Source organism: Mycobacterium sp. Aquia_216 (genome assembly GCF_026723865.1).
Classification (GTDB): Bacteria; Actinomycetota; Actinomycetes; order Mycobacteriales; family Mycobacteriaceae; genus Mycobacterium.
The window spans coordinates 1628862-1655832 of sequence record NZ_CP113529.1; the positions used below are offsets into that span (position 1 = coordinate 1628862).

1 protein-coding gene and 1 pseudogene are annotated in these 26971 nt (G+C 65.8%); one reads left to right on the forward strand and one right to left on the reverse strand.

Features of this window, described 5'->3' with window-relative positions:
* Positions 1–19 precede the first annotated feature (19 nt).
* On the forward strand, positions 20–25327 hold the full coding sequence (locus tag OK015_RS07860) for a scabin-related ADP-ribosyltransferase (protein WP_268130501.1): 25308 nt from the start codon (positions 20–22) through the stop codon (positions 25325–25327).
* Here the strand turns inward: OK015_RS07860 and OK015_RS07865 are convergent.
* Positions 25328–26776: pseudogene (locus OK015_RS07865) on the reverse strand (AAA family ATPase); the annotation flags it as partial.
* Positions 26777–26971: the final 195 nt, after the last annotated feature.

The following is a 26971-nucleotide window of genomic DNA, read 5'->3' on the forward strand; positions in this document are numbered from 1 at the left end:
ACGGGCATGAGGAATTCGGATGGGCATTGAGATCCCCGCCGGCCTGCAGTGGGTTTCGTATCTAGCCGGCGAGGCGTGGCCCAAGGGCGACGAGACCGCCATGTTTCAACTCGGCGACGACTGGATCAACTCGTCACAACAAATGTCGGCGCTGGTCCCCAAGCTCGAACAGGTGCAGTCGCAGACGTTGTCAGCGGTGTCGGGTCAGACGGCGAGTGCGGTTGCGGCGCAGTTTCAGTCGCTGCTGTCGGGGGATTCATCCATCCAGAATCTGGCCGACCAGATGTCGTCGCTGGGCAGCCTTGCCCGGCAGACCGGCACGGAAATCCAGTACACGAAGCTGCAAATTTTGAGTTCTTTGGCGATCGCTGCCGCGGAGATCGCTTATGCGCTGGCGTCTGTCGAGTGGACTTTCGGTGCATCGCTGGCCTGGATCCCGCCTATCGAGGCCATCACGATGGCGACGGTGCGCGCGCTGGTCACGGCGCTGGTACGCCGAATCGTTACGTTCCTGGCCGAGACGTTGACCAAGAAGGGATTGCAACAGCTCGCAAAGGAGGCCGCGGTTACGGCGCGGAAGCTGGCTCCCGAGATGGCTAAGGGCGCAGCTATCGGGGCCGGGATATCGGTGGTCCAGGATGTGGCCATCCAGGAATGGCAAATCAAGCACGGGTTCCGCGATGGTGGGATCGATTTGGGCCAGACATTCGAAATCGCCCTCGGCGCCGTTGTGGGTGGGGTTGTAAGTCCCCTGGTGCACACCGCGATCGGGGCAGCACTTGGAGAGTCCACCGATATTGCCTCGAAACTCGTCAAGGGCGCGACCACTCACTTCGGCACGGGCGTGGTGGGAAATGTCGCCGGCGGGGTGGCCACCGGGGGTGGCATGGACGCGGCGGACATCTTTGGTGGCGCCGGTGGCGGGGCCATATCGGGAGGGATCAGCGGCGGCACCGAACATCCGCACGGCGGCGGCCACGGAGACGACGACGAATCAACCAGTGGTAAGGGCGGACCTGCCGATATCAACGGCGGCCCGCACGACGATGACATCAAAGTCCCTCCGGCTGATGAAGCCTCTGACCCGTCACAGGGACGGAACTTAAGCAGTACAGCCGATTCGGCTGAGGAGTCAGATGATTCAGCAAGGCCGAGCGCGCCCTCGCCGAACGGCGCGAACGACCATCGGTTGTCAGACGAGGAGAGCGTCGCGCCGCCGCCGTCAACGCCCCCTGAAACTGGTGCGCAGGCACCCCCGCCGGAAACCGCCCCTGCCGACGACCAGGCTTTCGGATCAGGCAGCGCAGCACCGTCTACTCTCCCGAATGGTGTTGTCTTCTCCGACAACATGTCCGGGGCGACAGGCGACGCACAGCATTCGAGCGCACCGCAACCCGAGCCCGGGCAAGAGCACAGCACACAGCAGCCAGCGTCAAGCAACTCGGCCGACGGGGCTAAACCACCGCCAACCTCGACCGGCCCCGCCGTCCCCACTGGTCAGCAGACCGCCGCGGCACGCGGCTCGCACTCCGGCACCACGATCTCACACGAACCGGCGACCACGTCGTCGTCTTCGGGCGCACCCGAGGGCAGACCCAGCGCACGCCCGTCGGGAGCGGACGCCACAGAGGGCACGTCCCGCGCCACGCCGACGGAAAAGCCCGGCGCCGCGTCCGCGGGTGCTTCGGCCCCTGGGCGGTCATCCCTGTCCAAGCCGAGGGTGGTGGTGCAAACGGCGGATAGCCCTGTAGCGCAACCAATCTTGTCGCACGCGGATATCTCTGTCTCGGAGATGTCGAGCCCGTCCGATCGCGGACCCACGCCAAGCCAGGCCGGTCGTGACAACGAGCCGATAAGCGCCGGTGACCTTCCAGGGGATGGCCTGGCCTCGACCGCAACCGTCGAAAGTGGTGGACCGCCAACGGGGCGATCCGTGCCGGACATCGCAACCGATCACAACACGGAATTGTCGACTACGGTCGCTCCCGCGCCGGTCACCACCACGCCATCCAGCCACGACGCAATACCGCTCTCGGACAACGAGAGTCACGCCGACAGTAACGATCAATCGGTCGGTCCTGAACACGTTAGCGACGGCCCAGAGCGGACGACGCAACCGGACGCACCGGAACTTGCCGATGACCGCCAAACGCCACAACCGACGCCGTCCGAGACGTCCTCTGCCAGTGGGCCCGTCGCGCGTCCTGACGGTGATGGTGCCCTTCGTGGCGTGGCACCCGAGTCGGATCCCGCTAGGCGATCCGCTGCGCCGGCAAGCAAATCGGACGTGGAGGCGAGCGCAAGCCACCCGGTCAGCGAGGCTGCCGAGGACGCGTCGCGCCTGGCCCCGCCGGAACAGCCGAATCGATCCTCGGGGACCGCCTCTGCTGGTCCGCCGGAGTCTGACTCGAAAGCGGAAGCAGTTGTACGGAACGCTGATAGCACCGCGGCACGGTCCGCGAACCGCAAAGAAACTCCTTCGTCTGAACGCGATGGTTCTAAGCGGCCGACGTCGGGCAGCGGGGCGGGCCATGAGCAATCGTCGACACATCCGGTGCCTCCGCGGAGCCGGCTGCGTGGGCTCCCCTCGGACGATGCCCCGGCGTCCGATCGCTCGCACTCGGGCGGCAACGGCGACGAACGGTCAGCTTCCCACGACTCGACGGACACGTCGACTCCGCCGTTGCGCCTTCGTGGCGGTGCCGGCGGCAGTCAGTTCAAACAAGCGCTGAACGACTATGCACGCCGCCTGTTCGGTCCGCAAACCCACACCGACAGCAAGGAACTGGTCGATGGGCTGAAGGGCAAAGCCGAACGGGTGCGATCCGACCGGGCAGCCCACTCGCACCCTCATTCCCGCGATGATTTCGGCCCTGACCCGTTCGGGTTGCGCGATCCCAGCCCCACGCCGCGCGACTTAGTCGGTGTCAAGTTGGCCGAGGTGCCGGCTCAAACACTCGGTGCGCACATCCATCGGATGGATATGGCTAGGATCGAAAATGATTTAATACCAACAGATTTAGGCATCTGGTCGGAACTGGCTCCCTCCGACGGACGCTGGTTTCCCGACAGGGACTACTTCGGCCCTACCGACCCCCTACCGGAGCGCCTGGAGATGCCTAAGGTGTTCCACTCGATCTGGTTGGGCGGCCCGGTGACCGACGGCCGCAAAACGACCGATCTCGTTCGCCGCAACCTCGAGAGGCTCAGCAACGTTGCGCAGCGTGAAGACATTCGGGTGGTGCTGTGGACCGACGTCCCCCGCGCGGATTTCGATCGCCCCGGGAGCGACGCCGCCCGGATGCGCTCGTGGGCGCGACGCCACAACATCTCTCTGCTTAGCCCCGATGAAATCTTCCACGGCGAGGAGCCGATGACCCTGGCCGCCGAGTACCGACTGGAGAACGCCAAAGGCACTGCCGCCGGATATACCGCGGCCAGCGATATTTTGCGGCTGGAGATCCTCGACCGATTCGGTGGCATCTACACCGATCACGACAATCGGGTTCGTCGCATCGACGGGATGCGAAATCTTTTAGGAGCGCCCGGTTTCGCCCTACACTCTCATGGCGGCAGATCCCTGAACAACTCGGCTCTGCTGGCTGCTCGAGGACACCCTTTCATCAAGCGATACCTGGAAAAGATCAAGGTCAACTACCGGTTGGCCCAGGATCAATTGCACCCCGATGTGCACGGTCGTGTAGATAACAACGCGGAGGCGCATCACAAAACGTACGTCGTCCAAAATCGATTCGCCATCCGACGACGGTCGGTGATCGAGCGGACGGGACCGTTCAACTTTGAAGATCTAGCTGCGTCGATGAGGCTGCCCAACGCCGGGATACCGCGCATCCACTCCGACCAGCTCGAGATCGGTTCTGCGCACACATGGTTGAGCACCAAGCCGCTGCGATTCACGCCCGAACAGACGCCCAAGGTGTTGGAACATGCTGTCAGCGGCTTGATTTGGGATCTCCGTAACCGGCGGGGAGATCTGAACCTCGCCGCGGTGGCGCCCCTCATCGAGGGATTGCCCGATCCGAAGGCGGGCTGGGAAGCCGTCGTCGACTTCATGCGTAGCGTCCCGGAGTTGCGCGATCAGGTACGGACGGTGACATATGCGTACCTGCGGCCGAAGTCAAACATACCGCTGATCGGCGATCGCCTCAGAATCCGCCAGCTCGATCTGCCGGACTCCGTGATGAAAACGTTCGGGTTACCAACGCGTGGATCTGTGATCGGTATGAAGGGCACCTGGCGTCGAGCGGCTTTTTCGGCGCACATTGACTCGGGGGAGTGGGGCCCTGCCGCCAGGGCAGTGCTGTCGGGCAATGACGAGCACATCAGTTTCCAGGATCCGCCTGACACCGATAGCGACGGTGATTCGACGTTCGGCATCAGGGAACGACGTCGAAGCGGGACCGTGACCCATCCGGTCCCGCAGGCCGACCCGTCGCGCCCAACGCCCGGCGCGCTGCATGGTATCCCGGTCTCGGCCGATGCGACCTCCACGGCTGACCAGCTTGATGTGCAGAAGCACGGCACTGAAGCGAAGTCAGTTCCGTCCCCGAACTCCGACAGGAACCGCGCGGACGACAGCGGCCAGCTTGACTCCGCCATCACACCGGACCTGTCCGCGGACTCTCATGAGCGGGATGCGGCCGACCGCGAGCTGCAGGGTGTTGAACCCGATCAGCCGGTGCCTGGTCGGCCGCTGCCGGAACCGCCTGATGATCGGCCGTTGCTGGCCGCCATCCCGCACTCCGACACCACGATCAACGATGTTCGGACGTGGATCGCTGATGTTAACAATGACGGGGATCAACGGGTGCCGCCGACGGGTGACCGGTTGCTCAACTGTGGTGCCGCCACCATGGTGGTGTTCGACCGGCTTTCGGGGACACCGAGTTTCGCGCGGGCACACATCGCGGAGCTGACTCCCGACGATCTGGGTGCGGCCACCGGTCTGGCGTTGGTCCCCAATACACCCCACGGCATCGGCGAGCGGCTGGTCAACGAGGGCAAAGGCGCTCACACCGTGGTCGCCATCAGGTATGCCGAGGGCCAGCAGCACAGCTTCAACGTGTTTTTCGACGGCATGAACGTTTACGCGCTGGACGGCCAGCACGGAACCGTTAAGTCGTGGCCACCAAATTTGGATCGCCAAAACAATCCGGTGGCCCACTGGTTCGTCGGCACACCGTTTCACGGTGACCGGTCCCTCTTCGACTTGCCCGAGGCGACAAGTAACTCCACGGATTCGACCGGTTCGGCGCGCCGGAACGGCGCCGCGGAAAGCTCCGACATCACGCGGTCGGTGCTACACGCCGACAGCCCAGACCCGGGCCCCTCGCAGCACGGTGGTGCAAGCGGTGAAGCGGGGTTGCACGGCGACCACGGCCAGGGTGCGCAACCCCAACCCGCGGATCCGAGGCCGCTGCGGCGCTCGCGTCCCCGCCCGGCATCCGGTCAGTCATCGGACTCCTCGATGTCGAGCTTTGGAGGGGAGCCGGTTTCCAGGTTCGGACCCGACCATGTGAACGAACTCGATCGCGATCCCCTCGCTGCCGATGACGCAGCTGGTGCCGCACACTCGGAGGATTCGCCGCAGTCGGTGGACGTGGCGGAACCCACGCACGCAAGAATCTTCGATGAGCACGGCGACCCGATCATCCCGGCCGCGGCGCTGCCGGGGACGACGAGTATCGAGCGTCCGGCCTTCGGCGCAGACCGGCCCAACGCCCAAGTCGACCCCGCCGTGCGTATCGACGACATCAGCGGTGTGCCACCAAGCCGCGCAAACCCACAGGCGCACATCCATTTCCGGACCGACGACAACCTATTGTTCCGTGATGATTCGCGCAGGCCGGGTCGCATCTTCGAAAACGGGTTCAGGCCCCGCCGGCCGAACAATACCAATCTTTCGCAGATGATCAACGACGTTCCGAGCGCGTTCGTCTCGACCACCCGGGACCCGCTGCACAATCATCTCGGTCAATCCCGTTCCGGGGCAAGGGTATACCGCTATCTGGTCGACGCGCCCGGTGGGGTTGACATCAACGCCACCTTCGGCGGCGGCGAACACGGCGGTGAGCACGAGGCTGAAGTCGCTTTCCCCGGCGGAATCAGAACCGAGAACATCGTCGGAGCCCAAGAAGTGATTGGCGCGGCTAATCCGATCGACCGGGTCTTTGGCCGGCCGATTTCGCTGAGGCTCGGCGAATTCGTGCGCAATCCGAGGTTTGATCCCGCTGCGTCGAACGCCCATTTCCCTTCGCAGGATCCTTCTACCGCGCCGGAGCCCCATCCCGAGCCGCCGCAGCGGAGTTCAGTCCACGGCTTGGGAGAGTCGCCGGCGCCTGTTGACCCGAACGCTCCCAGACAACCGGACGATGCACCCGCGCATACGGATGCGTCTGCCGATGCTACAGCGGAACATGTTGGCCCGGTCCGGGATACGCTTCCGACGGGCATTGATCTTGATCATGAGTATGGGCCTTTGGTGGAGCCGAAGCGGGTTAAGCCCGAGGAGGCCGCCTCGGATGGCACGCCTCGCCTCAATCCGGTGTTTTACCAGCTCTCGGATTTACCGCCGAGAGTGTTGTTGTCGCATAGCGATGCGCGGTGGCATTACACGGTGGACGCTGTGGGCGGGATTCGGATCGGCAGCGAAGAACTGGGCACCTTGCTGTCAGACGAGGAGCTCACCGAGCATTACCGCACTTATCACGGCGGCCCGCCGGAGTCCGACGAGCAGTTACAGAATTTCCGTAATCTCCTCCATGGCCAAGGCCATCCGACAATCGCCGTGGAATTCGACGACACGGGTGCGGTTACGAATACGCGCCCACGGTCGCGGGTGAGCGGTGAAATCGGTTGGAACGCCGAGGCTCAGCAGTGGGAGGTCAACGACAAGTCCGGTCGCTACATGAGCGAGAAGGTCCGGGTTCCACTGCCGGACCAGGAAGACATGCAGCGTTGGGTTGATAATGTGGCCGCCCGGCTGTCAGCGCATCTTGGTGAGCCGGTGCGAGCCAAGTTGCTCAAGCACGCCGACGCCCCGGCTCAAGCTCAGCCGGTCGCCGGGCCAGACGGACCGGCGCCCGCTCTCCACGGGGAGCGCCCCGGTGATGTTCCGACGATCGAGCGCACCGCACCGCCAATCGATCCACCGTCAGAACACCCGCCTGTCGACACAGCCCCGACCCATGCACCCCACGATGACGTGCTCGCGCCGGCGCAACCGCCCGAACACGGACGACCGGATGACGATCCTGTTGCGCCGGGAGCGGACGCCGATGCGACAGATGCACCGTCGTCATTGCTTCCCCCGCGAAGCCAGATGTGGGGCTTGCCTTCTGACGATGCTGGTGCGGATGAAGCCAACGACGATACGGGTAGCCAAGTGGCCGAGGTTGCTCCGCAACACGCACCCCTCGCCGCGGGTGAAGAGACAACACAGCCGCACGGATCGAGTGGACGATCATCTGCATCCGGCGAGCATTCTGTCCGGGATACCAACTCGCACAATGGGTCCGATGGTTCTCGAGAGTCGTCCGAGACGGACTACGGAGCCGAGCCAGAGTCTCGCTTTGACTATGGCGTGGGCGATGACGCGTCGATTGACTCGTTCATCGAAACGACCTATGCGAACGACGGTGTGCGTACGTGGTTGCAGTCTATCGGCGGAAATGACTGGCCCGACGTGGCGCAAGACCGACCCGTCGTGCTGAGCGATGTGCTGCCGGAACAAGATCGGTGGCGGATGTATCTGGACAGCGGTGATCATGCCGCTGCGCTGGAACAGAACCCAGACAATCCGGGAAGCCTCTACGACACCGACGAATCACCTGGCTTCCAGGCGGATATGGAATTCGCTTACCTGTCCGTTCTCGACGACCGGGACGTCCTGCAACAGCGCATCGACTGGGGCGAATATCAGCGCATGCACACGCTGGTCACCGGGCATGCCCGCGACGCCGATACCGACCAGGACTTCCGGATCACCGGCACCGATCTCGGCAGGGGCATGGACCATTACGTCGGTACTCACCGGGTGGCCCCCGATCTGCTGAGCGAGCGGATCGGAAGCCAGCCACTGGTGAGGGAAGGCCGGCTGCGCGATGTCCCGCTGCTGCAGCGCATGGACGTGATCGTTACCTTGGCTCGAGACGACGACCATGACCTGCAACTGACGACTGCCTACCGGGCCGATCGGGTGCCCGCGATGGTGGACGCGGTATTCGACCAGTATCGCCAAGATCTCGCCGCCGCTCGTTCAGAGCAAGAGCGGCTGCGTGCGATCGGGCGAGTGGTGCGCACGCTGCACGTGATGCACCCGTTCAACGAGGGCAACGGTCGGCTCAATGTTTATCTGTTGTTGCCGCGATTGCTCCAGGCCAACGGATTTCGTCCCGTCATCACGCCGTCGATGGCGCACCTGTTCTCCGGTGGGTTCTCGTTGGATCACATCGCGGCGGCGTTGCGGTGGGGTCAGGACCGAGACCTGTCAAGCGGATTGGACGACATGGGCGAGTCGGCCCCGTGGCAGCTCGCCGGCGACGCCCGCGGCTGGTTTCCCGCGCTGCCGGACTCGGAGCCGAGTTCTGACTCATCGTCTGATTCCTCGTCGGGCGGAGGGTCCGTATCACGACCACGACCGCCGCGCAGTGTGCTCGGCGGCCTGCCCCCCGCGGATGAGCCTACCCACGACGACCCGGCGCGAACTGTGGAAACGACTGGCGTGCAACCGAACTCCGCGGACCAATCACGCGCCGAGCCGCCGCCGAGCGGTGGTCGTTCCGCGCAGGGGGCCGGACCCGCTCGCAGCGTGCTGGGTGGCTCGCCCTCCGAGGATGCCGCACCCACTGCCGCCAACGACGACCCTACGGTCGCCGAGGGGCACCGAGGAGTAGCACAGCACCCGCCCGTCGACGAATCAGCAACGCGGACAAACCAACCGGCCGATTCGGTTCCGGTCCCGCCCGACAGCGCGACACATCTCACCCGGGGGAGGCGAGCGGGAGAGCCGTCGCCGGCTACCTCCACCCCGGCGAAGCTCGATGAAGCCCCGCCACCGCAGGTACCGGACTACCAAGCGGGTTCCGTCGTCCCCGAAAAGCAGCCTCCCCCTGTCCATTTGCGAGTGGACACCGGCCAGGGCGAGCCGGAAGCGTCGCGGCCGGCGGAGCCGGTCGCCACGGCGCCCGATGTGCCCGGGGACGTCAACAAGCCGGCCGAGTCGGCAATCGGGCCGCCGAAATCCGACACTCCAAAGCCGGATGACGCGCCGCCGCCCCCCGCGGACCCTGATCCGGGAAAGCGGTTGCCTGCGCGGATCGGGGACAGCCTGGTCCTCGGTGGCACCGACGTGCTCGAGCGGTTCAGCTCGGACGATGAAGGGCTCAGACACATCGAGGGAGAGGTTCGTCGTCTGGGCGGTGACGGTGCGTGGACGGCGAACCGGGAGCAGATCGCCGCGATGTTCTCCGATGATGGACTTCGCCCCGAAGTGCCCGGCATTCTGCGCGGGGGCCGCGCGCCCCGTCTGGTGATCGAACTCGGGTTTGGCCGTACCTTGGCTATCGAACTTCGGTTGGACGGCGCTTCCGAACACTCCGAGTTGCACTTCAAAGAGGACGTCGAGAAGTACGAGTTCGAGCACACGTCCGATGCCACCAGTACCACGGGCTCCGTCGATGAGCGCCGCACCGTCGTCTACGGGGCGATTCAGGGAAACATCACACATCCCCAAGTCACTGAGACCGCCGCCCTGATCGGGTCCCGGGAGCACACCAGGGCATTGACCGAGCAGCGCGCGGACCGCCAGATCAGCGGCGGGCAGACGGCCGAACCGGGCACCCGGTTCCACGGCAAGATCCGGGCCGTCATCTCGCACACGCTCAGCCACACGCCCGGCGGAGTCCACGATCACGAGCTCGACTACCGGACCCAAGTGGTAGTGCCCACACGCGACGTCGATGACCATGGCGGAGACGACGAATCGGAGGCGCGCGACACGGTCGGTCCGTTGCCCGGGCCCTCGGCTCAGCACGCGGCGCCGGGGGAACCGCCGCGGGTTCGATCCACCCGAGCGCTCAGCGGCTCCGATGTCGTCACCAACCTGTGGTTGATGCCCGACGACGCTTCGCCAGCCGAGCACGAGCCCGCGCAGACCTCCCACGACGGCGGCACCGTGCCCGCGTCCTCAGGTCCACGGCCGCAGAACATCGCCGAGTTTCTCGCCAGCGAACCCATGCGGGACGCATTCAAGAAGGCTTACGGCAAGTTGGCTGACCGGGCGATCAAGGAGAGCCAAAACTGGCTCACCGTCGAACAGTTGCAGGCGGCCATCCACGGCGCCACCAACAAGCAGCCGCTGTTCCTCAACTTCGAGGGTATTCCCGGCGGATACCTGGCAATCCACGCGTTCCTGGAGCCGCTCGGCACTCCCTCGAAGGTAGGCGCTCCCGACGCAGGTACTGAGCACGCCGATTTGCCGCCGATGCTGCGACCCACCGGAAAGACCAAGGAGACCGAGTTCCACTTCGGTACGGAGACCGACACCTCCCGGGTGCGGCAGGACGCGGTGACGTGGTCGGCGCAGCTCCCGCTGCCGGGCCGGTTACGTGGGCAGGGCGGCAACGACCACGGCGAGGTTGAGGGTGGCGTGGATGGCACGGCGACCCGCGGCCAGACGCAGAACGAGACGCAAAGTCGCCAATTCCGTGTCCGCAACACTTTAAAGAACCCCGCTCCCGGGCAGGGCTGGCACGGGCAGGCCCGACTTCGGTTCGAGATGCACGCCCCCGGCGCGGTTTCACCCGCCGAGGGCGACGTGCCCTTCAAGGGCGGGGTCCACGAGACCCGCGCCCGTTTCGACGTGTTGATGGAGCAGTACGAGACCCAGCCGACCGAGGACTATTCGGGCAAGGAGGTGTGGGCGCCGCCGCAGCGTATCTGGGGCGACGGACCCCCGACCGAGCGAAATTCCGTTGCCAAGTCGCCGTGGTGGCGACCGGGTACAAAATTTCGCACCGTTGTCGGTACGCGGGACGGCGGGCAGCCGCGTCCAGCGTTTCGGCCGGAGCCCGCGCCGGTGCCGCGGGGCGCGGATAGCACCGCACCACTGCGTGGTCTGGGCAGCATGGACCGCGTCACCAACCTCGACCTGAGCGGCTTCCACGGCATGCTCGACTCGATGGGGCATCGCGCGTTCGGCAGCGACTGGAAGAGCGTTCGCCCGGGCGTCTCATCGCGGTATCACCTCAACCGGGTACGTGCCGCCGTGCCCGCCATGACGCAGCACAGTCCACTGATGGAGACGCATCTGTCGGGCCCCGGCTCGAAGACGAAATTCGCGCTGACCGCGGACATCGAGCGGCTCACGTTCCGCCGGGTGATCAAGACACTGTCGAGCCCGAGTGCCGAGTTGACGCAGGGTGCGGCGGTCACGACCGAGCGCAGCCGGCAACTGTCCGAGCAGGGCGCGTTCGGCGGCCGCTTCGGGCACATCGCCGGCAGCACCGCCCTGGGGGAGGTCATCGTCGGGGGGACGCGCAACCTCCGCGATGGGGAGCGCGTGCGCAACCAGGAACGTGTGGCCGTGGCAACGAAGTTCGATCAACCCATGGCGGTCTTCGAGGGTTGGCTGCGGCTCGACGGCACGATGACCGGCTCCAAGGCGACCGTGCACGAGTCCGGTCTGTTCCCGGTGGAGATCGCCATCCCGCTCACCGAACTCCAGGGCAGCATCGAGCCCTCCAGATGGAAGTCGTCTTTGCCGCCCACCTTCACCAGGGACGTGCCGACAGGTTTCGTCGATGAACCGCGTCCCAAGCCGCCCCGCCGGACCAGAAATCCGTTGGTGCACCCGGGCGAACGACGGACGTCGTCGTCCCGCCCGGAAGCCCGCACCCGAAACATCAGCTACGTCGTCGACGAGGAAGACCGGGACAATCCGGAGGCTTTTGCGCTGAGCGAGAGCCCGATATCAGATGTCACACACCATGAGTGGCCCGCCCACCGGGGGACGGTCGACAGCGGAATGTCCCGCACGGAGACGATGGACAGCGGTCCGTCCCGTACGGAGACGATGGACAGCAGGACGCCGCTGATCGCGAACCGCGACGCGACGCTCGACAGCGGTCCGTCCCGTACGGAGACGATGGCGAGCGGGCCGTCCCGTACGGAGACGATGGACAGCAGGACGCCGCTGATCGCGAACCGCGAGGCGACGCTCGACAACGCGCCCACCCGTCACAACACGGTCGACGATGCTGACCCCGGGCTCACCGACATCGCCGACGGCGCCGCGCCCGAACGCGCAGTCGAACCGGCGCGCGAACAGCTGGACTGGACACCCCCGCATGCCGGGGAGCAACCGCGCCCGCCGGACCACGCCTTCGAGGAGGCCTGGCATCCGTCCGACATGCTGGTCGGCGTCGACCCGGCCTCTGGGCTGGTGGAGGCCATCCGCCATGATCTCGGCCCGGCCCTTGGCGGCTCCCTGGACGACGCGATGACCAGCCTGTCCAACGAGTTCGGCCCGCACGTGTTGCTCACCCGCCTCACCCACGAATCTGGCCAGCAGTGGAGCCACGACATACCCGTTCCCGGTGGCAGGATCACGGTCAAGGTCCGGCCGGTACGCAGCGGGAACCGTGACGACTTCCACTACGTCGGCTCCTCCAAGAAGTTCGAGACCGACTTGTCCGTCGAGTCGCAGTCCTCGACGGGACGCATCCACGGCGACGCGGTGCGCAGGGTGGTAGGCGGCCGGCTCCAGGTCCCCGTACCGCACGGTTCCGTCAGTGCGCAGGTCACACACACCACCTCACCACGCGGCAACGAAGAAATCACGGGGCGGGCCGACCAGGGTGTCGGGCCGCTGAGCAATGTCGACTTCCCGAACTTGACCGGCGAGGTCGAGTATCGAATTCCGGTGCGGGTGCGCACCGTCGAAGAACACGACCTATTCCGCCAGCCGATCCGTTTCGACATCAGCTACGAGCAGCACGTCAGCGGCCGTCGGGGGACCGGCCTCCCACCGGAGCCGGAACCAGTCCGGCTCAGCGGCGTCTTCTCCTACCCGAAGCGCACCTCGACCTCCGGTGAGCCCGTCACCCAGCGCATCATGGTCGACCAGACGGTCGTCAAGATACGCCCGCACATCGTCCCCGACGGGCCCGCGCCCGACGGCGATCAGCGCACGCCCGGCGAGGACTTGGTGGCCACCCACGTCCTGGACTCGATGACCCCTCAGGGCGTCGTGGTGTTTGGCGCCAAGTGGCCCGCGGTCCGCGCCGAGCTCGCAGACCACGTCAAGACCATGGCGATCCAGCGGGGCCTCGGCGATTACAGCCGCGGCCACGAGGACACCATCCACCTGAAGTCGGTGCGCGGCGGCACGGTGGTGCTGACCGGCCGTGTCGCCTCTATGAACCGGGCCGACTCGAAATCCACCACCGAGTTCTACAGCGGCGGCCAACAGTCCCTGAGCGCAGGCGTTTCCAACCCTAAGACCAGCAACTGGCAGGGCTATATCCAAGCGCAGGTCGACGTGTTGCCCAGCGGCGACGCCGTGAACGTCTCGGCGTTGGGTCGCATCTCCGGCGCGACCGGCAGGGAGACGATCGACACCCGCACGAAGAACTCGGCCACCGGCACGCTGTTTCGCAAGAAGGTCGACACGTTAACCCACGTCGGCACGGCGATCATCAGGGCGGACATGCATTCGCCGGGTGGTTTGTTCGGCATCGGCGGCGTCCCCGCCCAGCGTTCCGGCACCGCCCACATCGACTTCGTCACGCACGAGTCCCCGACGGACAAACAAGAGCATCCGTTCTACGCTCCGCGCGACGGGATCATCCCCGGCAGTGATGGGCCGGCACCGCATGAGGATCCCGATCTGCCCCCGCGCGGGCTCAGCCGCGACACCATTGTCCGCGGGATCACCGATGGTGCGGACTTCCGGGCGCGCACGCTGGAAAGCCTGCACGCGCTGACGATCCCGAATGTCGATCATCACGTGCACACATACCTGAACGACACAGTTCTGGCCAGCAAGATTGGCGCCATGACCCGCGTCGAGCACGGAAGTGAGGGCATCGAACTCCTGCGGCAGGGATCCGTGCGCATCACCGGACGTGCCGAAGTGCGAAACCTGGACTTCACTGAGATCGAGCACAAAGGCGGCAACGCCTACGTGATAAACGACGTCAGCCAGAGCCGGCTGAACCAGCCGATGAAATCGCGGGAACGGGGCATCCGGGGGCTGCTGGGACCGCACGCACGCTTCGACGGCATCCAGGGCACTCTGCTGGCCGGTGGCGGCGCCAACGAGCGGAGAAGGTCCGGTGCCATTTCCAGCCAAGCCGCCCGCCTGTCGGCCAACGCCAAGTTCGCTCGCTCGTACGCCGTGTTCGACGGGACCACCCGCATCATCCTGACCGCGCACCACGCGGGCGTCGACCATGAGTTGCCTCCGGTGGACGTCCATGGCCCGATCCTGATTCCGGAAACCGAGACCCGCCCGGTCGACCCTCCACCTCCGCCCCCTCCGGTCGAGCCGCCTCCGCCACCGCCGGCCGAGCGGACCCCTCCTGCGGAGCCGGGACCTGCTGCGGAGCCGAACGCTCCTGTGGAGCCGGGACCTTCGGTCGAGCCGCCGACGCCGTCCCCACTCGACGAGGCGATATCCCAGATTGCGTTCGGCGACCGCCCAGATCCGCATAAGAGGCCCGCGCGTCCGTCACCGGAAGAACCAGACCCAGCTGAGCGCGAGGAGGGCTCGGGTGGCCGTGCCGGGTCGGCGTCGCGCAGCATCTCCGGCAGCCTGCTGCCGCCGGACCACGCCACGGTGGATCGGACGGCGGAGACGGCCGTCCCTCGCGCGGGAGACCCGCACGACGACAGTGATCCGCCAGAGCCGGAGGACCCGGCTGAATCGGAAATCACCTCGCCAAATCCGTCCAAGCTGACCGCCTTCCAGATGATCGCGCCGGATCTGGCGCACCTTGTCACGCGTACGTTGCCGTCGGGCCACCTTGGCGGTCGTGAGTACCGACCTTTCACTGAGTTCCCCCGCACCCGGAATGGCGAGCTGTCCGAGGACGCGATACGGGACTATGCCGACCTGATGCGGGACCACGTCAACGAAGCCGTGACGGATCTCGTGGAGCGCGCCGGGGTGACCGTCGAGGGTGTCGACGATAAAGAGCTGGCCGCTCTGCTCCAGCGCAATCCGAATATTCGCACGCGGTACCCGGAACTATCGACTTACCTCGAGCGCACCGATCACGGCATGCAGGCCGATTCGAAGACCGACCTGAACATGCACGAGACGCACCAACATGAGGACGTACAGGTTCATTTCCATTCCTCGGACGGCGACCGCACGGCGAACTCGCGTCGGGAACTTGTCCTGCGGGGGCTAACCACTCTGCGGGCCGGCGGATACGCCTTACCGCGGACCCTCAACGTTGACCTCCCGCGTTATCAACGCACGCTGTTCGTGCATCGCGTCGCCGACAGCCGGGGAACTCCCGAAATCGAGATCTCCGCTGCCCCGGTGAGCGCCCTGATCGGCGCCAGGGACGGCGCCGCCTTCGCCGCACCAGATCGGATGGTGGTAACTCCTCTGACGGCCGTCCCCGGTGAACTCTCGGACTCCCGACCTGGGCACGCACACAGTGTCTTCGAGCAGATGCACGAAACGGGGTTCGGCGCTGTCTTGCACGAGATGATGCATTGGCTGCACTTCCAGCAGCGACCGACGCGATTTGTTGATCTGATGTGGACATCCCTGCGGCCTACCGAAGGCAGAGGTGTAGACGACGTCAGCTCCTACGCCCTCAAGAATCCCCACGAGTTCGTTGCGGAGTACGGACTGGGCCGGCTTCTGGGGCGTACGTATGACGACCCGGATCTCGCGAACCGGCTCGAACAGCTCTACGAGAATCTCGGCGGACCGCTGCCCGCCTCGAGAGAAGCATTCTCGGCACAGCCGCCGGAGCTTAACGAGGGGCAGCTCGCTCATCTTGTCGACGCCGTAAGGCGGACGCCCGGGTTCTCTGCCATTACCCGAGACGAGGTCCGGACTGCCGAGCGGGCCCTGCCGCCGTTCGATCGGTGGCGAGACCTCGCGACGCGTGCTGAGTTAATCGCGCCCGGCCTCGTGCCGCGCACCTGGGACGATTTCGCGGCTCGCGCGCCGGAAAGCGCCCACAGGATCCTTGGCCGGGTAATGCAGGTACTAAATCGCGAGGGGATCACCGGCGTCGAGGATCAACTCAAACGAACCTACTCATCGCTGACACCGCAGCAGCGCGGCGGTTCAGAGCGGCGCGTCGAGTTGGCCCTCTATCACAATTTCCGCGAGAGTCTTGGCGGGCACGAGCCTGCGACTGGGTCCGACGTGTTGCTGACGCCATCGCCCGAGGCGGAGGGCAGATCAGAGCAGCGGCCGCACGATCAACCGGATGACAGGTCGGTGGCCTCCCCGCCGCGCGTCGAGGGCCCAGCGCACTCTGCCGCCCCGTCACCGGCCGAGCCCACTCACCCTGCTCGCGACGTTTCCCCGGCGGCGCATCGCCCCCGCGGGGCCAAAGTAGCGACGCCCGATGACTTGGAGCGCGTTGTCGATCGGATCGCCGGTCCCGATCGGGTCGTGCCTGGTGACGATCCCCATACGGATCCCGCCGCCTGCACCGTTTTGCTGGCCGAAACAGTAGAGGCCTTATATCCGGACCGGTCGGCCGCCACGCCGGCGACCGGCCGGACATTGGACGACTCAGTGCTCAGGGGCCGACCGGTCGATCGGCTCCTCGGCGGTGCGGAGCCGATGCCCGTCAGCTCCTGGGAAGACGTGGCGGCCCAGCTGCACGACGTGGCCGGCGAGACGGGGCGGAGCACCGCGTTGGTCCTCGTCCGCCACGCCAACGGGGTGGGCCATGCGCTGGGTGCCCACCGTTTCGCTGACGGGCGCATCGCGTATTTCGATTTGCACGCGTCGCCGGGTCATCGGGTGTTCGTGGATCGGCCGCCGAGGGTGAGCCTGGCGCGCGCGTCGATGATCGTTCTCGACGATGCCGGCAACGAGGTGCAGCCGCAGGTGGCAGGACACGCGTCAATCGTCGATGCGCTGATCGACCCGGCAGGTGATCCCCGGTACGGGCGGGGCGGGGTCGAAGCCGAGTTTCACGGAGGCTATCTCGACTACCCCGAGCACCTGGTCGACCCGGACTCGGTCACACCGGTCGCTGACCTGGAAGAACACGTGCCATGGCTCGCAAAAAACGACCGCTACGGGCTCAAAGTCGTGCTTGACGTCGGTACTTTCGACCTGACGCCTAACGACGGTGTCGCGATGGGCGGAACCGCGCACGATCGGGTCGATATCGACACCCAACCGATTCTGGAATTCGTTACCGAACGTCCGCTGGCGGAGCTACGCAAGGACCCCCCGACCAACACCACCGCGGCGCTGACGGTGGCTCAGCGAGCGTTGACTCGGCTCGACGGTCTGGCTCGATCGACAGGCCCGGCCCAGTACGGTGCGTACAGCCTCGCTGAGATTCTCCCCGAGTCAGAGGGATGGACGCCGCATCCGAATGCCGCCGAGATCACCTTCGTCCCGGTTTGGGTTGGCGACTCGGCGACGACGGCGACGCACCACACCAAAGGGGTGCCACTGGGTGCAGTCGCTCAGTTCATGCGCGGCATCGGTGAGCGAATCTGGGATCCGCAGGCGCGCGACCTCCACCGCGACGGCGCCGCCTTTGCCGCGTCGGTGGTGGAAAACTTCCGCAACGCAAGTGGTCAAGTGTTCGATGACGGAGGAGCGCACTCCGCAGAGCCACGACCACCTGGTCCCGCCGAATTGCGTGACCTCGAGGGGGCGATGTGGCTGACTTATACCCACGTCGCCGGGCTGGCGGTGGCCACCACGGCTGAATACAAGGGCAAAGCTTTCAGCGCGGTGGCGATGAGGCAGAGTCTGCGAACTTTGCGCGGCGAGTTGTCGCCGCGGGCGCAAGATTTCCTTCATGACAATGCCGATCTGATCCGGTTGACCTTCGAAAGCCACTTTTTGACGCGGGTACGCGACTTCAGCGCGCGCTACGTGAACGCCCGCAACCTCGCCCACGACAGGCACGCCGATTCCCCGCGCTATCACACCGCGCCACCAAGGCTGGGGGAAGACGAACAGGTCCGGCCGTTGCAGGCGGTCCGCTACGCGCGCCTGCCGGAAACACACGGTCGACACACCCTGACGGTCGGCGACTACCTCGACACCATGCTTCTGCATGACCCTGAGGTCATCGTCAATCAAAACGAGGCGTTCGGCGTACGCACGCACTTCGACGATCTGGACCGCGCACGGGTCGGTGAACGCGGCCTGCTGTTGCTGGAATTGCGCAACGACGGCCAACGCCTCATCACACCCGATCAACTCTCTGTTCAGTACCACGAGCTGACCACGATCGTGCGGGACGCGGTACAAACGGCGGAGCCGGGCACCATCGCCACGCTGAGTCGGCGATTTGCCCGCATGATCTCTGGACCGCGGGACGCCCCCCACGGCGATGCCGAGCCGCAGTCGCAGGGCAGGCCCGCAGCTGAGCCGCCGAGCGAGGACACGGTGGACGCGAGGTTGGGCGCCGCGGCGGACCCTGGGGCGGCGACCCTTTCGAGGCCGGCGGCGGGTTCGGCCCGGGCTCAACTTTCGAGGCTGGGGATCACCGACCGCCCGCCGCAGAGCCGCGCCGAGACCGGGCGCTCACGAGGCCGTCTGCCCGGCGGGAGCCGGCGGCCCGATGACGCGGGAATGTCTAACCCGATGGACATGGAATCCGCGCTGGCGGAACTGGAGTCACTACCGCCCGGACAAGACCCCAGCAGCGCAGCGGTCCAGTGGATCGCGGCGGTGCAACGCGGTGATGTCGTGCCGAGTGCCGAGCAGGCCGAGCGTCTCATGCGCCAGGGTGTCTTTGTGCCGTCGCGCGTGCCGCACGCGCCCGGACACTCCAACGCCGAAGCCGGGCCATCGCGTCAGCGGGGGGACGCGGCCGGTGGGCCACTGGATCTACCAGTGGAGCAGGGTATCGACGCATTGGATCGGGACGGCCGGATCTCCAGTGCCCCCGACCTGCCCCCGCCCTATGACGGTCAGGACCCAGACGCGCGCCCGCAAGCCGACTTCGACTGGGACGATCCGGCGAACATGGGCCCGGGCGACGACAACGAGCCGCCCCCGCAATATCGCGAAATCGTGCCCACTCCCTATCAGCGTGAACCGGACGCCTTCACAACAATGGTCAACAGGGTCAGAGACCGGCTGGTCCAGGCGGGTCTCGAGCTGCCCGACGATGTCGCGAACCACGTCGTCAGCGCGTACCGGGAGCTACCCGCAGGGTTGCGCGACCGGTACACGCGGGGCGTTAGTAGGAGCGCAATCGAGGAAGAGTTGTACTACCGGGTGCGTGACAGGCTGCAGCCGCGGCCAACGGCGAGGCCAGGGCTGCTATCGCGGCTCAGGCGTCAACCCGCACCCCCGCCGGCCGCCGGGACGCCTGAGCACGCGCCATCAGTGGGCGGCGCGACAGGCGACGACTCACCCCAGCCGCGGCGGCCTGCGCAGACCGAGGATCGGCCTACCGCCGTGGTGGGTACAGACGGTGCGGACGACGACGCAGAAGGATCGCGCCGGGCCGGCACCTTGAGGCGGTTCGGACGCGCCGTCAGCCGGCCGTGGGACCTGGCGCGGAGCCGGTTTGGTGCGGCGCCGGTCGAACCGGTTGGGCCGTTGCTGCCGAGCAGGCACACCCCGGAGTCGCTCGCGCAGCGGTATCCATGGCTGGCCGAGGTGAACCCGCAGCGAGATTCGCAATTGGCGACGACCAATTGTGTGATGAGCGCGATCGGGTTCGTCATCTCGGAGCGTGAGGGCGCTTCGTTCGAAGTGCCGCAGACCGATCGGCTGCCCGGCTCGGATTTGGTCAACTTCCACCGCCAGTCGCTGGGACTTGACGACAACGAGCATCAGGCCTCGTTGATCCCGGATTTCGACTCGGCCGCTCACGCACTGGCCGAAGCCGGAACCGGTGCCATGGCGCTGATCGCCGTCGGCGGTGAGGACGCTGAAATTAACCACGTCTATGTTGCGGTCGTCGACGATCTTGGAGTGAGCTTCCTTGATCCCCAGCGCGGCACGCTGGCTGTCGACCCCGCCGGGGCAAGCGCTTTGGCGATGTTGCCTTTGACGCCAGGTGTGGGACTACCACACGGCGGACGCTTGCTAACCGACGGGGAAATCTCGGGGCACACCAACAAGACGGACACTCCCGCTACCGGCAGGGCCATGCCGCCGGAAAGTTCTTCCAGCGGCGACGATGCTATGTCCGCCCGAAGCGCGAGTGAAACTATCGATGAGCTCCGCGACGGCGACCGGAACGTGCCGGAGCTGAATATCGACGGATCGGGAATGGCCTCTCATACGAGATTGCCGAGCGCCCAGCTCGATCCGACGGTGGATCAACACCACATCACCGGTCTGGCTGACGGGCTTAGCGTGCAATTTCGCACCGATAGTGGCCGTCTCTTCCGTGACGACACCCGTGACCCGAGGGAGATCTTCGAAACAGGCTTTGAACCTCTCGATCCGACCAACACGAACCTTACGAGTTTCGGCCTCGGGCGCCCCGCCGCTTTTGTCTCGACGACTCGTGAGCCGGAGTTAAACCACCTCGGACCGCCAACCGAGGCTCGCCCCAGTGTCTTTCGTTACCACATCTATGCGCCGGGTGGTATCGACATAAACGCGACGCTCCCTCATCACCAGGACGTGCATGAGCGTGAGATTGTGTTCCCCGGTGGCATCCGGCGGGAAAACATTTTGGGAGCCGAATCGGTGCTTGCCGGGGGAACTGAGCCTCTTCGGGTTGGGCAATTCGTGCGCAACCCCAACTTCGATCCCAGTGCGCCAAACCGGCACTTACCCACCGATTCTGAAGAAGAGGCAGAGCCGCCGGATCTCAGCGACGACGACCTCACTCCCACGAATACACCTAGAGCTCGGCCGCTGCCGCTGCCGCTGCCGCTCGCGCCCGAGTCGCCAGACCCGGCCTTGCCGGTGACCAACCAAGTGGCTGATTTGGTGCATTCCGTGGCGGTGTCAGATAGGTCTCGGTCGCTTGGTCAGTCGCGCGGTGTGTCCGAGCAAGACTTGAGATCCGCCGAGGCTGAAGGCCTGCCGATGGGCGTGACGACGCCGTTTGATGACTGGCGTCGGTTTGAGATGGCCGATCCGGACCGTGCCCGGGCAGTGTTGGATGCTACGACGGCCAAGCTGGGTGAGGACCCTACCGACGAGGACGTGGAGTGGGTTCAGCGGGCCTATCAGGGGCTTTCGGATACCGAGGGCCGGCTGGATACGCAAGCCCTAGCGCAGGTGTTGTTCAACCGGATGAAGACTGGCCAATCGTATCCGGCAGGTAAAGGTGGTGCGCGGGGCGGCCGTGCAGATCCTCAGCTGGAAGCGATTTTGCAGAACCTGGAGCAACAGGCTGCGGCTCACGATGGGCTTTCGGCGGGCGAGGCTGCGGCACTGGTCGTGCAGCTCGAGGACTTCCGATCAATGAGCGAGCGTCAATTCCACCGGTTGAGTGCTCTGGGCGCGGTGGTGCCAGACCGGTTGCGGCCGGCCTCCCACGGCGCCAGCGTGGGGGGCCGGCCCTCTCGGCTGGGCGGCGTTAATGCCTCGAACTCCACCGGCTTGCCCATCGCCCGAGTTGTGGATTCGGGTGTGGTCCGCTCCGCGACGTTGTATGCGGGGAGCACCCGTGACGCGCCGAATGAGGACGTGCCTGCTGTGGAGCGCCGTGACAAGGGCAAGCAGCGGGCCGGACTGCCGCCGAAGGCCGACGCTGCGCATCGGCTGCCGACCACCGAGCCCCCGCGCCGCGGCGCCTCGCCCGACAAGCAGGCGGACGATGCCGTGCCGCAGGGCAAAGAGAAAGGGAAGGCATCGCCGGGCACGGGGGGTTTGTCGCGGGGTGCCTCGGGGGAATTCCGGGAACCCGGTGGGAGTCATGAGGGTGTCAGTACGCCGTTTGATGATTGGCGTGGGTTTGAGGTCACTGATCCGCAGCGCGCCCGGGAGGTTTTGGCTGACGCGGCGGCGAGGCTGGATCCTGCCGGGGCCGGCGATGGCAGAGAGTGGGTGCAGCGAGCCTACCGGGAGCTTCCGGATTATCAGCGTCGTCTTAATTCTCGGGCCCTCGCTGAGGTTCTTTTCCACCGAGTCAAAACCGGTCAGTCGTATCCGGGGGGTAAGGGCGGGGCGCGCGACGGCCACAATGCCCATTTGGAAGGGGCCTTGCGGTTCGTGGAGGAGCAGGCTAGGGGGCAGAACGCGCTTTCCGCCGACCACGCTGCCGCGCTCGCAATGACTTTCGAGGACGTCGACTCGATCAGTGAGGGCCAATTCCGGCGCGTGACGGCGTTGGGTTTCCCGGTGCCAGAGCGCGTCAGGGTGGCGGCCACGCGCGGCCACGCTGAGGCAGGGCCGTCCCAGCTTCCTGGCTCGCCGGGGCTGCCTATTGCGCGAAGTGTGGATCCGCACGAGGAGACTGAATCCGAGCTGTCGGACTTGCCGGACAGCGACCAGGACAGTGACGGAGTGGAGGACGACTCGCCCGAGCCGCCGCCGGGGGACAAGGGCAAGCAGCGTGCCTGGGGCCCGTCGAAGCGGCCAAGAGTAATTTCGTCGGAGGGGGAGTCTTCGGACGGGGAGCAAGCTGGGAAGGGTAAGCAGCCGGCTGGGCAGCCGTCGAAGCGGCAGAAAGTGGTTGTGCCGGATAGCGATTACTCGGACGGCGAGGGTGATCCTGAGACGACGGACTCCGACGCGCCGCCGCGCACGCAACCCGACGCGGGTAAGGGTAAGCAGCCGGCGGGACGTCCGCGGGTCCCCGGACCCGCTCGGCGTTTTTCGGGGGCGGCCGGACCATCGCGTCACTCGGCCGACGTCGACCCCAACGTGTTGTCACGACAGCCCTCTCCGGACACCACCGAACTCTCGGAGTTGTCTTCGCTATCAGCCATGTCCGGCGTCGAGGAAGAGCGCGGGCATGCCGAACAGCAAGCGGGCTCGGCGAAACGGATTCGCGACGACCATGCCGAAACGCCTAGGCGGCGCGGTCGACCGCCAAAGCGGCCGAAAACGGAGTCCGGAGCGGGCGGCTCATTGACACCGAGTCATGGTGAGCGCTTTGACAGAGTCAGTCGTGCGGCACATGTACGCCGATTGCTTGCCGCCTTGACAGCAGAACTGAAGAAGCCGGAAAAAGAACGCCAGACAGCGGCCGACATCGCAAGGGAATACCTCAGCGGCAATCCGTCGCGCGGGACCCTCGAATCCACATCAGCGTGGATGAGGGCAACGGGTTGGAAAGACGGGTCCAAGAACCGGCTTCGCTCGCTGAGTCGGATGGAAGACTACAGCGAACATCGCGAAGCTATCCAGGGCATGCTCCGCAGCCTGGGTCTACACGGAGCGACACTTCCCGAACCCGAGAAGCCGAGTATGACCGCCGAGAATTTGGTTAAGGCGCTGCAGTTCCTGATCGAGAAGAAGAAATCCAAAACCAAACGCGGAGAGGGCGTTAGGGACGAGATGGCGGCGAAGGCCGGTGTCAAACGGACCGATCTGCAGAACTGGGTGAACGCCAGCGGTGCGCTCAGAAGGCCTCCGCGGGAACTAGCCAAGCTGCATGGTTACGCCGAACACCGCAACGAATTGCGCGAAGCCTTCACCGACCTCGGTGATCGCAGCACGGCGAACAACTTGCCCGATCCGGGTGCCCCAACGGGTCGTGTCGCAATGACGGCTGATCACTTGGCCGATGCGCTGGCCGAGGCAGTAGCAAGCCCGCGCGAAACGCTGCAAGCCATCGCGGATCGGGCTGGGATCAGCGCGGGCGTTCTGCGGTTGTTCATCGCTTCTGGTAGCTGGGAGCTTCGCGCGGATGTGCCGCAGTTGGTCAGACTCGAGAATTACGCCCAGCGGTGGGAATCGATTGTCGCTTCCCTGCATGCGCTGGGGCAACACGAACAGGCCGACGCCCTGCCGCCCAGGGCGGTCACCGCAGCGGAATTCGTTCGAACATTCGACAGTGCGGTGCGCGACGGTGGTGTGCGGGTCGCCGACGCCATCCGGCGGATGCGGGAGAACCCGGACTTGTCGGCACGCGATGCCGCAGTGGCTGCAGGCGTGCCGTGGGAGGCGTTTTCGATCGCGGTGGACGCCGGTGGCGCGATTCGCAGTCAGACTCGGGTTGAGTCTCAATTGCAGGACGTCCAACCCCATGTGCAAAGGGGCCTCCTGGAAACGTTGTCGCGGCTCGACCGCCTGGCGCGGGGCGAGCTGATCGACGGCTCGCCCGCGGCACGCATGACCAGAGTGACGGTTCCCGGAGCCGCATACGCGCCGTCTCGCCTGTTCCTCGTCGAGAGAAACGCTGCTGAAGGGGAACGCGGCCCGAGGGGGGCCAACCAGGTGACGCGGCTCTATGCGCAGAACCCGAACCTGGTGCGCGGTCCGCGGTCCTACGCCGACGACCGGCCGAGGCAGCTACTGCGCTGGGTGTCGACCGTGCTTGGGGAGAGATTCCCGGATGGGACCGAGGTGCAATCGTACTACCACGCGCCGAACAGGACGATCTACGTGTCATCGAACAACGTGGTCGTCAATGACCGAATTCGACAGCTGCTCAACGGGTCCGGGCTGCGAGATCTGGTGGAAAGCCGCCGGACCGGTGGTCAGTCGAGCAGGGAGACCCGCCACTGGAGAAAGCTCAGACGCACGCTGTCGGGCTCTTCCCGGCGCGACGAGGATGCGACCGTCGACGAAATCCTCAGGGCCATCGAACAGAAACGTTTCCGAGTCCCCAACAAGAGAGTCTTCGACCATGGCAGTCCCGTCGATGTGCATGCCGAACGCCGGATCCATGAGGCGCTGCAAGAGGACGGCCACGACATAGACCTCGACCTGCTCGCGGGGACCATGCGAGCCTGCGGCTTCTGCGCCGGCGCCTTGGAATTCGACGACGAGCGGTCGCGCGGACCATTCTGGCAGACAAATGCGTCGAGCTACCGCCTCGACGGCGATCGGATCATCAACGACAACGTCAACGGATCCATCGGCAGCTATGTCACGCGGACGCGGGACGGCAAGATCACCACCGAATACAACACTGACAGTGACTCAGAACCCGACGAGGACAAGAAGAAGCCCGGCCCTAAAAAACCCAACAAGCGCAAGTAGTCAGCGCACTTCGTGGGGCCACGCTCTGCGCGAAAACTTCTCCGACACCGCACCGGCGAGTTCCAGGTAGGCGTGCGCGGTCGCGGGTTTGAGTGCGGCGAAATCGAAGTCGGCGCCCTCGGCCAGGTGCGGTTCGAACGGGATGACGTGTATCGACTTGCACCGCGCCTCAAAGTGTTCGACGACCCTGTCCAGCTTCAGGGCTGCTGAGCCGGGTTTGGACGCGCTGAACACGACATGTGCGTCGCGTACCAGCGCCCCATGCCCATGCTGGGTCAGCCAGTCCAGTGTCGCCGAGGCGCTGCGGGCCGCGTCGATGGCGGGCGAACTCACCAGCACTATGGCATTGGCCAGATCCAGCACACCGGCCATCGCGGAATGCATGATGCCGGTGCCGCAGTCGGTGAGGATGATGTTGTAGTAATGGCGCAAGATGTCCATGGTTTGCCGATAGTCGTTCTCGCCGAACACCTCTGCGACCGCGGGGTCCTGCTCGCTCGCCAGCACCTCCAGCCGGCTCGGCGCCATGCGAGTGTGGTTGCGTACGTCCGCGTACCGTTTGATGTCGGGGTCGCGTAGCAGATCACGCACGGTCGAGGTCGTCGACGTATCCAAGACCCGTTCGGCCAGTGTGCCGCGGTCAGGATTGGCGTCGACGGCGATGACACGGTCGGTGCGCACCGATGCCAGCGCAGAGCCCAGACCCAGTGTGGTGGTGGTCTTTCCGACGCCACCCTTGATAGACAGCACTGCGATGCGGAAATCACCGCTGATCGGTTGCCGGATCTGTTCGAACAGTTGCTTGCGTTCGCGTTCCTTGCGTGAGATACGCGGATTGACCCGTCGGCCGGTGAGTGTGTACACCGCACGCCGCCAACCCGACTCCGGTGCATGCGGATCGCGGCTCAAGACCTCGGCTTCGTCAAGTGATGGCGCCATCCGGTATGCCTGGGAGGCAGCGTATTCGTCGCGGCGGGAACGGGTCCCAGCCGGCGTCCGCGGTGACGGGGGACTGTCGCGCCCCGGAGCCTCAGCATGCTGCTGGTCTGGTGGCGACATCCACGGCGGAAGACCCTGCCATCCGGGCGGTGGGGGCGGCGGCAGCGCAGGGGGCCATCCCGGAGGGCCTCCCCGCCAACCGGACTCGGGCAATGGCAAGCCGGGGGGCCACGGCGGCGGCGCCAATGTCTCGGCGAATGGCGGCACCGGGCTCGCGGGCCGCTCCTCGGGTTCCGTCGCCGGCGAGTCGGTCTCCGGTGAGTCATCCACGGCCGCATCGAAATCCGCATCGGTCGGCGCCGGTGACGTCTGCCATGGCGGCAACGCCATCCGCCGCGCGTGGCGCGGCCGTCCCGGTTCATCGCGCGTGACGCCGTTGTCGGATGCCGTCGTCGGTTGCTGGGCAAACGATTCGTCGGAATCCATATCGCCGACGTCCGGTATCGGCTCGTTGAAATGCGGGGTCGGATGTCCGATGGTTTCGGGCTCATCCGCGGCGACGGGTGGTTTGTCGTCCGCCGGCGCTGGGACGTCGTGGACCGGCTCGGGCTCTGGTTCCTGCCGTTGTTGCGAACGCTGCGCGGCCATTCGGGCCAGCAGTTGTGCTGCCCTGCCCTCGATTTCGTCGAACTCGGTCGGCCCTTC

Coding starts and splice junctions, on each gene's coding strand:
- OK015_RS07860 (WP_268130501.1), top strand. CDS start 20: ATGGGCATTGAGATCCCCGCCGGCCTGCAGTGGGTTTCGTATCTAGCC.